Origin of the sequence: Pasteurella canis (genome assembly GCF_900454865.1) — a bacterium.
Classification (GTDB): Bacteria; Pseudomonadota; Gammaproteobacteria; order Enterobacterales; family Pasteurellaceae; genus Pasteurella; species Pasteurella canis.
In genome coordinates this window covers 659,664-673,753 of sequence record NZ_UGTV01000015.1, presented here as the reverse complement: position 1 = coordinate 673,753, position 14,090 = coordinate 659,664, and the positions used below count along the sequence as shown (strand labels likewise).

Here is a 14,090-nt window from a genome sequence, read left to right as displayed (position 1 = left end):
AACGAGAATAAAAGACAAACAATTTATAGCAAAACCTGATTTATTTAATTTAATTAAATAAATTTATTCCTCACAGAACTCAAGTGAAATATTTTTGTCATAAAAGCTAGCTTAAATGCCTTAACCCATATTGATATAAAAAGTTTTTTTTATAATGATATAACTCAGCTACAATAGCAGCAGCTTTCTTCAAAGGTAATTCTTGACTGATTAATTTTAACGCTTTGATCGCTTGGGGATCGATTTCCTCTTTTTCAGATTTTGGTTTGCCTTCAATAATTAAGACTATTTCACCTTTGATTCTATTTGGGTCCTCTTGTAACCATTGGCGTAAATTCGCAACATTATCACCGACAATCGTTTCCCATGTTTTTGTTATTTCACGTGCTAACACAACATAACGCTCTTTACCAAAAACTTCCTCTATATCAACTAACGTATCTAAAATACGGTGTGTAGACTCATAAAAAATTAAAGTGCGGTCTTCTTCGGCTAAATTTTTTAATTTATCACATCTTGCTTTTGTTTTAGCTGGTAAAAAGCCTTCAAAACAAAACCTATCTGAAGGAATTCCTGATGCACAAAGTGCAGTAATAGCTGCACAAGCACCTGGTAAAGGGACTATTTTGATTCCAGCTTGACGACATTGTCGTACTAAATGAAAACCAGGATCACTGATCAAAGGTGTGCCAGCATCAGAAATCAACGCAACATGATATCCCTGCTGTAATTTTTCTACTAAAAGATGGGCTTTTTGTTGTTCATTATGATCATGTAACGCAAAAAAAGGTTTTTTAATCCCATAATGACTCAATAACAAACCACTATGTCTAGTATCTTCCGCGACAATTAAATCTACGTTAGAAAAAACCTCTAATGCACGTTGTGTAATATCTTGTAAATTACCAATCGGTGTGGCGACAATATATAAAATTCCTGTTAAATTATTCATTTGAGACTTCTTTTATTTGCTTTTAATGAGTGAGATAAGTAAGATCTTTCTATTGTTGTTAACAAACGGAGTAATCATGACTATTCTATTACAACACATTAATTTAAAAAATCGATTAATGCCTTTTTTCTTTACTCTTTTTCTTGCCAGCTGTACTACGTTATTTGATAGTGGCTCAACGAGTGCTTTAAGGAGCGATGCAAATGCAAGCTCTGAATTTTATATGAATAAAATGTATCAGGCACAAAATATTGAAGAACAACAAACTTATAAACTATTAGCTGCTCGTGTATTAATTACAGAAAATAAATTACCACAAGCACAAGCATTATTAGCAGAATTAAAACAGTTAACAGATGAACAATTACTTGATAAATCTATCATTGATGCCCACATTTCAGCGGTTAAACAACAAAATACTGTCGCTGAAAATCAACTGAAATTAATCAATCTAGCCAAATTAAGCAATTCACAAATGGCTCGTTATTATGAAATTGCCGCACGAATTGCAGAAAACCGTTATGATGTGATAGAGGCTGTTAAAGCACGAATTCAAATAGATCAATACTTATCAGATGTACCTCGCAAACAAGCTAATATTGACCGCACTTGGACTTTATTACGCAATGCTAATCGAGGGGTGATCAATAATGCTACGGCAAATGGTAATGCAGCACTAGGCGGATGGCTAGCTCTAGTACGCGCTTATAATGCTAACCTAAGTAGTCCAGTACAATTAAGTTCAGCTATTCAACAATGGAAAGTTGCCTACCCAACTCACTCCGCAGCTTACTTATTTCCAACTGAATTACAAAGTTTATTTAACTTCCAACAAACAACTTTTTCACAAGTAGCATTATTATTGCCATTAAGTGGTAACGCTCAACTCATTGGTAATACAATAAAAGCAGGATTTGATGCATCTAAAGATAATTCAGGTGCACAAGTACAAATATTTGATACTATGGCCACACCTATCGATCAAATTCTTGATCAAGTAAAACAATCAGGAATTAGAACTCTAGTCGGTCCGTTGCTAAAACAAAATGTAGATACCATTTTAAATAATCCTAGCTTAGTACAAGGATTAGATGTGTTAACATTAAACTCAACCTCAAATGAACGCACTATCGGACAATTATGTTATTACGGATTATCACCTGAGGATGAGGCTGAGTCTGCCGCAAATAAAATGTGGAGCGATGGTATCCGTACCCCACTAGTTTTTGTACCGCAAAATGATCTTGGTCGTCGTACTGCATCTGCATTTAATATTCGCTGGCAACAACTTGCCGCAACTGATGCCAATATTAAATTTTATACTCAAGCAGCAGATATTACTTATAGTTTAGAAAGCGCCAGTCAAAGTGTACAAGGAATCTATATCGTAGCGATGAGTGAACAATTAGCAGAAATTAAGACAACTATTGATAACAGCAATGGACAAGTTAAATTATATGCTAGCTCACGTAGTAACTCTGCCAATAACGGCCCTGAATATCGATTATTGATGGAGGGATTACAATTTAGTGATATTCCATTCTTTAAAGATGTCACATCTGCACAATACAAAAAAATTGAAAAACTTACTAAAGGTGACTTTTCACTTATGCGTCTCTACGCAATGGGTGCTGATGCATGGTTGCTAATTAATCACTTTAATGAATTACGTCAAGTACCAGGCTATAATATCGATGGTTTAACAGGTAAACTGAGTGCGGGTGCAAACTGTAATATTGAACGAGAGATGACTTGGTTCCAATACCAAAGTGGTGGAATCATCTCATTGAACTAAAAATGTTCTCATTAAGTCGTCAACAAGGGGCGAGATTTGAATACCAAGCTCGCCTTTTTTTAGAGTCCAAAGGTCTACAATTTATTGCTGCAAATCAATCGTTTAAATGTGGTGAACTTGATTTAATCATGTTAGATCAAGAAACTATCGTTTTCATTGAGGTTCGCCAGCGTAGAAATAACCGATTTGGCTCTGCAATTGAAAGTGTTGATTGGTATAAACAACAAAAATGGCTAAATGCCGCTAACTTATGGCTTGCTCAACAAGAGCGTAGTTTGGAAGATACTGATTGCCGTTTTGACCTTATTGCCTTCGGTAAAACAACACAAGATATCGAATGGATAATGAATTTTCTTGATGAATAACTATGTTAGAAAAACTTAAAGATTTATACACTGAAAGTATTCAAACTCATATCTCTGCTTCGAGTTTATTACCTGATAATATTGCCCAAGCAGCTCAAAGTATTGTTGATTGTTTGTTAAGAGGTAATAAAATTATTGCTTGTGGTAATGGCCGTTCTTACATTAATGCACAATTGCTAGTTGCTAATTTACTCAATCGATATGAGTTAACTCGTCCCAGTTTTCCTTCTATCTTGTTAAGCCTTGATAATGCGGTTAATGCATCCATGATGCTGGACAACAATACAGATACAGCCTTTCAGCGCCAATTTAATGCTATAGCTCAGGCAGGTGATATTCTAGTTGCTTTTTCCCCGCTACCTCATAATGAAGATCTTATTACTAACGTAATTAATTGTGCTGTGAATAAAGGTATTATTGTTATTGTACTCACAGGCTCAGGTAATGATCATATTCAAGGATTTTTAACTGAAAATGATCTTGAAATTTCTGTTCCCGCTGTAAAAGAAAGCCGGATAATTGAAAATCACTGTTTCATTGTTAATCTCATCTGTGAGCTTATTGATCATACTCTATTTTCTCATTCATAACTTGACAATAACACTAATTTCAAGAACACTAAATTCAACTATACATAATATCAGGAGAACTATTATGCAAATGAATACATTCAAAAAACTCTCTATAATTTTAGCTTCCGCTATCTTGCTACAGGGTTGTGTTGCAGCAACAATTGCTGGTACTGCAGCAGTTGCAACTAAAGTAGCAACTGATCCAAGAACAGTTGGTACTCAAGTTGATGATGAAACTTTAGAAGAAAAAGTCCGTATCGCCATTTATAAAGACGAGCAAGTAAAATCTGAAGCTCGTATTAATATTGTTTCCTATAGTGGACGCATTTTATTAATTGGTCAGGCACCAAATAGCAATCTAGCCGAAGTTGCAACTAGCCTAGCAAAAGGAGTTGAAAATGTAACTGAGGTCTATAACCAAATTCGTATTCAACCACAAATTACATTTGGACAAATTGCTAAAGATGGTATTATGACAACAGAAATTAAATCCAAAATGCTTGTCGACTCACGTGTTAAATCAACTGATATTAAAGTAATCACTGAAAATGGCGAAGTATTTTTAATGGGAAATGTCACTCAAGCACAAGCTGAAGCAGCTGCTGATGTTTCTCGTAATGTTTCAGGTGTGAAGAAAGTCGTCAAAGTATTTAACTATTTAAATTAATTTATAGTTATTGACCAATGAATTCTAAAGTGCGGTCAATAGATTGAAATTTTTGACCGCACTTTATCCCTTTAATTTAATCAATTTCTAAATTAGATATTTTTAGCACTTAAATAACGTTCTACTGTATCAACGATAGCTTGAGTTTGTGGATCTATCTCAATATTCACTTTATCTCCCACTCTACGCTGTCCAATTAAAGTACGTGTTAAAGTTTCTGGAATCAAGTTAACGCAAAATTGCTGTAGTTTTACTTCACCAATAGTTAAGCTTATACCATCAATTGCAATAAAACCCTTCGTCAGAATATATTTCATAATATCTGCATTTGGTAATTCAAACCAAATTTGGCAATTATTTTCTGAAATAATGATGTCTTTTACTTCAGCAGTACAATACACATGACCAGACAAAATATGTCCACCTATTTCCGTTCCCATTTGCATCGCTCGTTCAATATTTACAGAATCGCCCACTGTAAATTCACCTAGATTTGTAATACGTAGTGTTTCACGCATTAAATCAAAACTCACTAAGTCATCGTTAATTTCCGTTACGGTCAAACAAACACCATTATTAGCAACTGAAGCACCTATTTCTAGACCGTTAAGCATTTCTTGTGGCATTTTTATAGTCTGTGTTCTAAAATTAGCCTTGTCTTGAATAGAAACAATTTTTGCAGTTCCTTGTACAATACCTGTAAACATAGTCATCTCTCTTTAAACAAAATATCTACTTATTATAACAAACTCGGACTTTTTATGAAATTTATAGATTTTAATGCCTATCAAACTGAAGCAAAAAAACTGATTGTCATTGCCTTACCTATTCTTATGGCACAAATTGCACAAAACTCAATGGGATTAGTAGATACAATCATGTCTGGACGAGTCAGTTCTGCTGATATGGCAGCAATTTCTGTCGGCGCCTCTATTTGGTTTCCTTTAGTTCTATTTGGACATGGACTACTACTTGCTCTACCGCCTACAATTTCTTATCTCAATGGGTCAGGTAAACGCGATCAAATCGCCCATCAAGTTCGCCAAGGTATTTGGATTATTTTATTTAGCTGTTTACCTTTAGGCTTGCTTATTTATTACAGTAATTTCGTTTTTGATTACATGCAAGTCGAAGCACATCTCAAAAGTATCACGCTTGGTTATTTACACGCCATGATCTGGGGACTACCTGCTTACTTGCTGATGATAAATTTTCGCTGCTTAAACGATGGTATTGCTAAGACTAAACCTGCTATGGTTATTACTTTTCTTGGTTTAGGGTTAAATATTCCTCTCAATTATATTTTTATTTACGGTAAGTTTGGTGTACCTGCATTTGGTGCGGTAGGATGTGGTATTGCCACAGCTATTGTAAATTGGTTTATGTGTATTTTGATGATTCTCTATTGTAAAAATGCACGTAATCAACGCGATTTAAAAGTTTTTGAAAAGATTCTTGAAAAACCTAATTTCACGACATTAAAAAAACTCCTCAATTTAGGTTTTCCTATTGCGGTTGCACTATTTTGTGAAGTCGCATTATTTGCCTTAACAGCTTTATTACTCTCTCCATTAGGTACAGATATTGTTGCAAGCCATCAAATTGCACTGAATACCAGCTCATTCTTATTTATGCTACCGATGTCACTAGGTATGGCAGCAACAATTCTTGTTGGTCAACGATTAGGTGAAGGCTCGACAGATAAAGCGAAGAAAGTATGCTACTCAGCATTAATCGTCGGTTTACTGATCGCAGTAGTTACGGCAACTATCACCGTCATTTTTCGTGTAGAAATTGCCCAAATTTTTGTCAAAGATACCGAAGTTATTGCAATGGCTGGTACATTATTACTCCTTGCAGCACTCTATCAGTTCTCAGATACTGTACAGGTTGTTGCTGGTGGCGCATTACGTGGTTATAAGGATACTAAAGCAATTTTATATATTACACTGTTTTGTTACTGGGTGGTTGGTATGCCTATTGGCTACACATTAGCCCGAACAGATATTTTAGTGACACCATTAGGCGCAGAGGGTTTTTGGATTGGATTTGTTGTCAGCTTAACTATTGCTGCATTTTTACTAATGATTAGAATGTATAAAATTCACAATCAGCCTGACAGTATGTTATTCGCTAATTTAGAGAGATTAAAATAATGGAAAAGATAATCAATGTTGGTATTGCTGGCTTTGGTATGTCTGCCAAAACATTTCATTCCCCCTTTTTAGATCTGGATCCTCGTTTTCAGATAAAAAAAGTCTTTGAACGTACTACAATGCATTCAAAAACATATTACCCTTATGTAGAAGTTGTACATGATTTTGAATTACTATTAACACCTGAGATTGATCTCATTATTATTACAACCCCCAACCAAACACATTACGAATTAGCTCAAAAAGCCATTCTATCAGGTAAACACGTGGTTGTTGAGAAACCGCTAGCAATTACAGCTCAAGAAGCCAAAATACTAGATAACTTAGCACATGAAAAAAAGGTTATGCTATCTGTTTATCAAAATCGTCGTTGGGATAGCGGTGCATTAACAGTAAAAAAACTCATTGAAAATCATTTATTGGGCGATATTGTTGAGTATGAAATCCGATATGAGCGTTTTAGCCCACATAAAAATAAAAAGGTATGGAAAGAAACAGGAGAGTTAGGTACAGGGCTAGTATATGATCTTGGTGTTCATCTTATTGATCATGTCGTTGATTTGTTTGGAATACCAACCGCACTTTATGCCGATATCACAAAACAAAACGCTGAAAGTGGTAGTGATGATAGCTTTAGAATTACATTCTATTACACTAATAAAAAAGTCATCATGTCTTCAACTAAATTTGCCAGAGAACAAGCACCACATATCATTTTACAAGGTAAATTAGGATCATATATAAAACCTAAATTGGATAATCAAGAAGCACTTTTAATAGCGGGTATCAAACCTGAAGGTAATTGGAATCAAGAATTAGAACAAGACTGGGGAATTTTACATACTGAAATAAATAGTTCTGTTATACGTAAAAATATTGAAGGAGAGCGTGGCAATTATCAAGCCTATTACGATAATATTTATACCACATTAACAACGAATCTCTCATCACTGATAGTGACAGCAAAACAGGCATACCAAGTCTTATTCCTGATTGAAAAAGCTTACGAAAGCGCTCAAAAAGGACAAAAAATTATAATTAATTTAAATTAATGCAAAAAAAACGATAGGTTATCATACCTACCGTTTTTTATAATTTAGTCGTTTTATTCAACTACAAGCGTACGACAAGTATTTGTACCACTTGCCAATAACTCGTCACCTTGTGTTAGTAAAACTAAATCCCCTGCAACTAAGAAGCCTTTCTCTTTTAATAATCGAATTGCTGCCGCTGCACCTTTAGAATTACGACTTACATCATCAAAGTAAATTGGTGTCACACCACGATATAATGCACATAGATTTAAAGCATCTTGATTGCGTGATAATGCAAAGATTGGTAAACCAGAGCTAATACGTGACATTAAAAGTGCTGTACGACCAGTATGTGTCATCGCAATAATTGCTGCAACACCTTTCATATGATTAGCTGCATACATCGCGGACATTGCTACAGACTCTTCAATTGATTCAAATTGAATTTCCATACGATGGCGAGAAACATTGATACTAGGCATTTTTTCTGCACCTAAGCAAACTTTTGCCATTGTGGCTACTGTTTCTGAAGGATATTGACCAGCCGCTGTTTCGGCAGAAAGCATTACTGCATCGGTACCATCTAATACAGCATTCGCTACGTCCATTACTTCTGCTCGAGTTGGCATAGGATTACTGATCATTGATTCCATCATTTGTGTTGCAGTAATGACAACACGGTTTAACTGACGTGCACGGCGAATTAATTTTTTCTGTACACCTACTAATTCAGGATCACCAATTTCCACACCTAAGTCACCGCGAGCAACCATAATCACATCAGAAGCTAAAATAATATCGTCCATTGCTTCTGTTGTAGCCACAGTTTCTGCACGTTCAACTTTAGCAACAATTTTTGCATTTAATCCAGCCGCTAGGGCTAATTCACGTGCATAATTTAAGTCAGCACTAGAACGAGGGAAAGAAACCGCTAAATAATCGACACCAATTTTAGCAGCAAGTAAAATATCATTCTTATCTTTTTCTGTTAAAGCGTCCGCTGATAAACCACCACCTAATTTATTGATACCCTTGTTGTTTGATAGAGGACCACCCACAGTCACTTCAGTAAATACTTTACCTCCCTCTGTCGATAGCACTTTTAACTGCACACGACCATCATCTAATAATAAAATATCACCAGGAACAACATCTTGAGGTAATGTTTTATAATCTAAACCGACACCTTCTTGTGTACCCTCACCTTTTGGTAAGTCTGCATCAAGAACAAATTTATCACCAATATTTAAGAAAATTTTTCCATCTTTAAATGTAGAAACACGAATTTTTGGTCCTTGTAAGTCACCTAAAATCGCAACAGTTTTACCTAGTTTTTTTGCAATTTCACGAACTTTTTCAGCACGACCGATATGATCTTCTGGCGTACCATGAGAAAAGTTCATTCGAACAACATTAGCCCCTGCCATGATAATTTTTTCAAGATTATTACCACGTTCTGTTGAAGGGCCCATCGTACATACGATCTTCGTTCTTCTTAGTCTTCTAGACATTACCTACTCCGTAAATAAATAAATTATAAAATATTGTTCCTAGCTTTCTTTACATAAATCAAGATTGCAAGAAAAAACTGTGTAATATTATACGCTGAAAATAAAATTAGATCGAGATCACAAATTGGAAATTCCCCTTTTAAACTAGAAGAAATATGATTATTTTTTTATCACTTAACAAAACAAATAGAAAAAATTCTTGTTTTATGATTTAAAAATCTATATGATGACCGAGCTTTCAAACTGCGACTATAGCTCAGTTGGTTAGAGCACCACCTTGACATGGTGGGGGTCACTGGTTCGAGTCCAGCTAGTCGCACCATCTTCTAATCCCTTGTCTTACGACGAGGGATTTTTTATTGTGTTTTAATAAACTAACATATTGATTTTATTAAATTTTATCTTTCTTCCTCTTATTTTTTACTTTCCCATACTTTTACAGCCACTCAATTTAGTTATACGCTTAACCATACGGCGAAATATTTCAAAAATACGTATAGCTAAAATCACCAAAAAGCTTGCTGTTTAATATCTTGCTCATGATTATTTTTGCTTTTAGTTATAATAACATTGCCCATCCTGACGACTATTTTACAATGTACTTAATTTTTATCGCCATATTCAATGCTATAACAAATTTTAGTTTACTGACATATCCTTTTTTGTTTATTTGAAATACAATTGAAATCACCTGCATTGATGACAACTCTTAGGAGAATACATATGAAAAAGCTCTTTTTATTAAGTAGTCTATTATTTGCTTTAACGGCTTGCAAAACAGAGATTGAAAAAGACGTGTCATTGAAATTATTGTTAAATGAACCTATCAACACTCAAACTGCCATATTAAATGTACAAATAGCTTCTTGTCATAATCATGACGATTCGAGAAAGCCCTCAGAAGACTTACTTAAGACTCAACAAAAAATTCCTACGGTGTTCACAAATGCAAAATATAAAGAATGTTTTTCTAAACAATTTGATTCTTTCGCTAGTTTTGAAATTCCTATCGATATAGGTAGGTTTGATAGTCAATCTAAATTTAAGAATGATGTTAGTATTTACAGCTATAAAAATCGCCAATTAAATGTCAGAACGAGTCCTCAACTAACTAAAAATATTAATGATTTTATTGAAAGTGAATTTATCACTAACTTAGATTTTAATATTTTAATTACACTAAAAAATGATACAAAAGAGAGCCACTCATTTAATGTATATTCTGCTTATATAGACGATGAACCTATCGCAATTGATTATTTAACTCTTGAGCCCAATACTGAAATTAAGATTAGGCTTTCTAATGCCTCTGCGGATAGTTTATGGATATATGAAGACGGTGGTGAAGTAATCGTATTAAGCACCGCATTTGATCTAAATAAAATACTAGATGAGCTTGATAACACGTCAAAATAAAATAGACAGATATAAAAAATCCCCTAATTTTTGTTAGGGGATTTTTATGCTTTGAACAAATTTTAATTAAATAACTTGTACATCAATCGCTGAAGGACCACGTTGTGAATCTTGTACACTATACTCTACACGATCACCTTCATTTAAAGTTCTATAATTAGAACCAATAATACCTGAAAAATGTACGAATAAATCTTTACTACCGTCTGCTGGAGTGATGAAACCAAAACCTTTATCAGAATTGAACCATTTTACTGTGCCATTGAATTTAGACATGTTGTCTTCCTCTTAATGAATTAAAATTAATATATTTAATGCTTGAAACAAGCGTGGTGCTAATAACTGTTACTTAAATAAAGATGAGTAAGAGTGCTTTTCAAGTAACAAATTTAACGCTTGTAAATGAGGAAGAACTGTACTAACTAACTTATATAAAGACGGGTCTAGCGGAATGCATTAGAACACGTTACTTTGATTAAAGCAAATAATATTTCAAATTATTTTTAAATAAGTTCCATCATTATAATTTATTCTACTGATAAAACTTCATTTTACTTTGTAAACATTGCATTGTTCTCGCTTTTTTATTATCCTACTATTTGAGTCAACTATTAAAAATACATAAGGGTAAATAATGAAAAATCAGCTAATTTGTTACAAAAAAATGCCTGTTTGGACTGCAACTTCATTGCCAAAAATGTTTCAAGAAAAACATAATACTAAAGTAGGAACTTGGGGAAAACTTACTGTTTTAACAGGACAACTCAAATTCTACGAATTAACAGAAGACGGAAAAGTCGTAAGTGAACATATTTTTACTTCTAAAAGTGACATTCCGTTAGTTGAACCACAAGTCTGGCATAAAGTTGAACCTATTTCTGACGATTTAGAATGTTATCTGGAATTTCATTGTAAGAAAGAAGATTATTTCCACAAAAAATACAACATGACAGCAACACATTCTGAAGTGAAAAATGCAGTAAATATATTATCACCTTGTAAAGTGTTAGATTTAGGCTGTGGTCAAGGCCGTAATTCCCTCTTTTTGAGCCTATTAGGTTACAATGTCACGTCTTGGGATCATAATGAAAATAGTATTAAATTCTTAACTGACACAGCTGAAAAAGAAAATTTGCCAATTCAGACCGCACTTTATGATATTAATTCAGCAAATATTCAAGAAAACTATGACTTTATTCTTTCTACTGTAGTCTTTATGTTCTTAAATCGTGACCGAATTCCACAGATTATTGAAAATATGCAAAGCCATACTAATATTGGTGGTTATAATTTAATTGTTGCAGCAATGTCTACTGATGATGTGCCTTGCCCAATCCCTTTTTCTTTTACATTTAAAGCAGGAGAATTAAAACAATATTATCAAGATTGGGAGTTGATTAAATATAATGAAGAAATGGGTGAATTACATAAAACTGATGAAAATGGTAATCGAATTAAAATGAAATTTGTGACTATGCTAGCAAAGAAAAAATAAGCAACAACGCCCTGTTACTAGGGCGTTTTATTTCCTTTAATCTCCTAATTTTCGGATTGGGAAATCTAAAATTTCTGCTAGACTCAGTACTGTTTCTACGTCCGTTTTTAGGCAGGGTAAAAAGCAGTAACTTTCTAAACAGGTTTCAATATCTAATAAACTATAATTTGATCCTGTTTCAAATTTTCTAGCAAGTTCATCAAGCTGCAAGTTCTCTTCTTCATTAAATTCAAAAGGTTTATCTTGGTATTTAGCAAGATAATTAACTAATTCCTCATAATCCATTTGCCAATGGTCTTCATATGTTGAAGTTAAATATTCACATAATAGAAAGCGATAATTTAAAAAATGAGGCTTGACGGTTCCATAAAAACCTTCATCTTTCACTTGCTGAATTAACTGTTTTTGTTGCTGTTGAATGTCGATCCAACGTGCTTTAAACCCTTCTATGTTTTGAATCCCTGTCAATTGACAAAACTGTTCTAAATACAATGAATAGGCTTCCAAGTTTTTTTGTTTAAGTAGCATTTCTGGTAAGGTGAAACCTGCTGCTTCAATAGAAAGCGATTGACATATCTGTCCAATTGCCTGCTCTAATAATGACCAATATGTTTGATCTAATTTTTCTTCACTGTCTATTTCTAAGCTACGAGCATGCTTCATCTCTTCAAAAATGCTACCAAATTTATTTGGCACAACTAAAATTTTAAAGCGCTGATATCCTTGCCGATCAGTATAAGGTGTACAAAAGAAAGTCACTTGTTCATATCTTGCTTTTTTTGCTTTCAAATATGCTTGAATCGGTGCTGTACCAAAGCTGATCATAATAAAACAATAATTATTACCATCAGTTAATTCTGTTTTCGGAACAGGCTCTATATTGGCTTTCCATAACAATTCCGCTAAAGCATCATAATGATCTGTATAACCTGCATCTGCTAAGGTGAGTGCAATCATTTCTTTTTCATCATCATCGACATCAACAAAATGCGTTGGATAATAATAGTAATCAAGCAAAATGTCTGTTTTAAATAAGTTATTAGGTATTTCAACACTGTAGCTCTCATTATCTAAATATGCTTCAATGTTAATTAATGCATTTAAGATATGATCATACATAATCTACCCTCATATAAAAAATCATACTGTTCAATGTCGTACAATGAATTAGCATACCAATCGCAAATAAGCTAACAAAAAACTAACCGCACTTTACTCTTCTTAAGTAAACTGCGGTCAGTTTTAATTAAGTTTTAAGCTAGTAATATAGACTCACTACTCATCAATTGTACGTAGTAATTCATTAATACCAACTTTACCTCTTGTTTTTTCATCTACTTTTTTCACGATGACTGCACAATATAAGCTGTATTTGCCACATTTAGATGGGAGGCTACCAGAAACTACCACAGAACCTGCTGGCACACGACCATAAGTAATTTCACCTGTTTCACGATCATAAATCTTAGTAGATTGACCGATAAATACTCCCATAGAAATCACTGAGCCTTCTTCAACGATCACACCCTCTACAATTTCAGAACGCGCACCGATAAAACAATTGTCTTCAATAATCGTTGGATTTGCTTGCAATGGCTCTAACACACCACCAATACCAACACCGCCAGATAAATGGACATTTTTACCAATTTGTGCGCAAGATCCTACAGTTGCCCAAGTATCTACCATTGTGCCTTCATCAACTCGTGCCCCAATATTGACATAAGATGGCATCAAGACAGTATTTTTTGCAATATAAGCCCCTTTACGTACTGCTGCTGGCGGCACAACACGGAAACCCTCTTGTTGAAAACGTGCTTCATCATAATCAGCAAATTTCATTGGCACTTTGTCGTAATAATTAGTTTCTCCGCCTGCAACTAATTCATTGTCATTAATGCGAAATGATAATAAAACGGCTTTTTTTAGCCATTGGTGAGTGACCCATTCTCCATCAATTTTTTCTGCAACGCGATATTTTCCACTATCTAAGCCCTCAATAGCCTCTTCGACTGCTGCTCGAGTTTGTTGGTCAACTGTTTTAGGTGTAATTTCAGCGCGTTTTTCAAAGGCAGCTTCAATGATATCTTGTAATGACATGTTATGTTCCTCAATGGATTAAAACTT

At 34.1% G+C, this 14,090-nt stretch carries 14 protein-coding genes and 1 tRNA gene; 9 read left to right on the top strand and 6 right to left on the bottom strand.

The annotated features are described in order from the left end of the window. Positions 1–106: 106 nt before the first annotated feature. The gene (gene rsmI / locus DYE19_RS03750) at positions 107–952 is read right to left on the bottom strand and encodes a 16S rRNA (cytidine(1402)-2'-O)-methyltransferase (RefSeq protein WP_115322656.1); all 846 of its coding nucleotides are present in this window, start codon (positions 950–952) and stop codon (positions 107–109) included. Positions 953–1,028: 76 nt separating this feature from the next. On the opposite strand from rsmI, the gene DYE19_RS03745 reads away from it, so the two are divergent. The 4 genes from DYE19_RS03745 to dolP all read left to right on the top strand — a co-directional run bounded on the left by DYE19_RS03745 (position 1,029) and on the right by dolP (position 4,351). Next, positions 1,029–2,747: a penicillin-binding protein activator gene (locus tag DYE19_RS03745; protein ID WP_115322655.1), complete on the top strand. Its 1,719-nt coding sequence runs from the start codon at positions 1,029–1,031 to the stop codon at positions 2,745–2,747. A 2-nt stretch (positions 2,748–2,749) separates the two neighbouring features. After that, positions 2,750–3,112: a YraN family protein gene (locus DYE19_RS03740; RefSeq protein WP_049214396.1), complete on the top strand. Its 363-nt coding sequence runs from the start codon at positions 2,750–2,752 to the stop codon at positions 3,110–3,112. A 2-nt stretch (positions 3,113–3,114) separates the two neighbouring features. After that, positions 3,115–3,702 (top strand): D-sedoheptulose-7-phosphate isomerase, encoded by a 588-nt coding sequence (locus DYE19_RS03735; RefSeq protein WP_115322654.1) that lies wholly within the window; start codon positions 3,115–3,117, stop codon positions 3,700–3,702. 64 nt (positions 3,703–3,766) lie between these two features. Next, a complete protein-coding gene (gene dolP / locus DYE19_RS03730; RefSeq protein ID WP_115322653.1) occupies positions 3,767–4,351 on the top strand; it encodes a division/outer membrane stress-associated lipid-binding lipoprotein in 585 nt (194 codons plus the stop codon). A gap of 92 nt (positions 4,352–4,443) precedes the next feature. Here dolP and DYE19_RS03725 read toward each other — a convergent pair whose 3' ends face one another. After that, positions 4,444–5,058, bottom strand: coding sequence for a riboflavin synthase subunit alpha (locus DYE19_RS03725; protein WP_049214393.1), 615 nt, complete (start codon positions 5,056–5,058; stop codon positions 4,444–4,446). A 54-nt stretch (positions 5,059–5,112) separates the two neighbouring features. On the opposite strand from DYE19_RS03725, the gene DYE19_RS03720 reads away from it, so the two are divergent. Together DYE19_RS03720 and DYE19_RS03715 are read left to right on the top strand one after the other, a co-directional pair. Next, a complete protein-coding gene (locus DYE19_RS03720) occupies positions 5,113–6,507 on the top strand; it encodes an MATE family efflux transporter (RefSeq protein ID WP_115322652.1) in 1,395 nt (464 codons plus the stop codon). Beyond that, on the top strand, positions 6,507–7,559 hold the full coding sequence (locus DYE19_RS03715) for a Gfo/Idh/MocA family oxidoreductase (RefSeq protein ID WP_115322651.1): 1,053 nt from the start codon (positions 6,507–6,509) through the stop codon (positions 7,557–7,559). Before DYE19_RS03720 ends, DYE19_RS03715 begins: the two co-directional genes overlap by 1 nt. 53 nt (positions 7,560–7,612) lie before the next feature. Here DYE19_RS03715 and pyk read toward each other — a convergent pair whose 3' ends face one another. After that, positions 7,613–9,052 carry a pyruvate kinase gene (gene pyk / locus DYE19_RS03710; protein WP_115322650.1) on the bottom strand — a complete coding sequence of 480 codons (1,440 nt, stop codon included), beginning with the start codon at positions 9,050–9,052 and terminating at the stop codon, positions 7,613–7,615. A gap of 245 nt (positions 9,053–9,297) precedes the next feature. Between pyk and DYE19_RS03705 the strand changes: the two genes are divergently transcribed. After that, positions 9,298–9,374: transfer RNA gene (locus tag DYE19_RS03705), tRNA-Val, on the top strand. Between the two features lie 401 nt (positions 9,375–9,775). Beyond that, a complete protein-coding gene (locus DYE19_RS03700) occupies positions 9,776–10,468 on the top strand; it encodes a DUF7424 family protein (protein WP_115322649.1) in 693 nt (230 codons plus the stop codon). Between the two features lie 66 nt (positions 10,469–10,534). Here DYE19_RS03700 and cspE read toward each other — a convergent pair whose 3' ends face one another. Beyond that, on the bottom strand, positions 10,535–10,744 hold the full coding sequence (cspE, locus tag DYE19_RS03695) for a transcription antiterminator/RNA stability regulator CspE (RefSeq protein WP_049214388.1): 210 nt from the start codon (positions 10,742–10,744) through the stop codon (positions 10,535–10,537). A 358-nt stretch (positions 10,745–11,102) separates the two neighbouring features. On the opposite strand from cspE, the gene tehB reads away from it, so the two are divergent. Next, positions 11,103–11,963, top strand: a complete 861-nt coding sequence (tehB, locus tag DYE19_RS03690; RefSeq protein ID WP_115322648.1) for an SAM-dependent methyltransferase TehB — start codon at positions 11,103–11,105, stop codon at positions 11,961–11,963. A 36-nt stretch (positions 11,964–11,999) separates the two neighbouring features. Here the strand turns inward: tehB and DYE19_RS03685 are convergent, their stop codons facing one another. Next, complete coding sequence (locus DYE19_RS03685) at positions 12,000–13,082, bottom strand: DUF7821 domain-containing protein (protein WP_115322647.1); 1,083 nt, start codon at positions 13,080–13,082, stop codon at positions 12,000–12,002. 156 nt (positions 13,083–13,238) lie between these two features. Continuing rightward, complete coding sequence (gene dapD / locus DYE19_RS03680; protein WP_115322646.1) at positions 13,239–14,063, bottom strand: 2,3,4,5-tetrahydropyridine-2,6-dicarboxylate N-succinyltransferase; 825 nt, start codon at positions 14,061–14,063, stop codon at positions 13,239–13,241. Positions 14,064–14,090 lie beyond the last annotated feature (27 nt).

What these genes read in the sequence shown, in the direction of transcription:
- DYE19_RS03725 (WP_049214393.1), bottom strand. Translation starts at nt 5,058, where the DNA reads ATGTTTACAGGTATTGTACAAGGAACTGCAAAAATTGTTTCTATTCAA.
- DYE19_RS03720 (WP_115322652.1), top strand. Translation starts at nt 5,113, where the DNA reads ATGAAATTTATAGATTTTAATGCCTATCAAACTGAAGCAAAAAAACTG.
- DYE19_RS03700 (WP_115322649.1), top strand. Translation starts at nt 9,776, where the DNA reads ATGAAAAAGCTCTTTTTATTAAGTAGTCTATTATTTGCTTTAACGGCT.
- rsmI (WP_115322656.1), bottom strand. Translation starts at nt 952, where the DNA reads ATGAATAATTTAACAGGAATTTTATATATTGTCGCCACACCGATTGGT.
- DYE19_RS03740 (WP_049214396.1), top strand. Translation starts at nt 2,750, where the DNA reads ATGTTCTCATTAAGTCGTCAACAAGGGGCGAGATTTGAATACCAAGCT.
- cspE (WP_049214388.1), bottom strand. Translation starts at nt 10,744, where the DNA reads ATGTCTAAATTCAATGGCACAGTAAAATGGTTCAATTCTGATAAAGGT.
- tehB (WP_115322648.1), top strand. Translation starts at nt 11,103, where the DNA reads ATGAAAAATCAGCTAATTTGTTACAAAAAAATGCCTGTTTGGACTGCA.
- dapD (WP_115322646.1), bottom strand. Translation starts at nt 14,063, where the DNA reads ATGTCATTACAAGATATCATTGAAGCTGCCTTTGAAAAACGCGCTGAA.
- pyk (WP_115322650.1), bottom strand. Translation starts at nt 9,052, where the DNA reads ATGTCTAGAAGACTAAGAAGAACGAAGATCGTATGTACGATGGGCCCT.
- DYE19_RS03685 (WP_115322647.1), bottom strand. Translation starts at nt 13,082, where the DNA reads ATGTATGATCATATCTTAAATGCATTAATTAACATTGAAGCATATTTA.
- dolP (WP_115322653.1), top strand. Translation starts at nt 3,767, where the DNA reads ATGCAAATGAATACATTCAAAAAACTCTCTATAATTTTAGCTTCCGCT.
- DYE19_RS03715 (WP_115322651.1), top strand. Translation starts at nt 6,507, where the DNA reads ATGGAAAAGATAATCAATGTTGGTATTGCTGGCTTTGGTATGTCTGCC.
- DYE19_RS03735 (WP_115322654.1), top strand. Translation starts at nt 3,115, where the DNA reads ATGTTAGAAAAACTTAAAGATTTATACACTGAAAGTATTCAAACTCAT.
- DYE19_RS03745 (WP_115322655.1), top strand. Translation starts at nt 1,029, where the DNA reads ATGACTATTCTATTACAACACATTAATTTAAAAAATCGATTAATGCCT.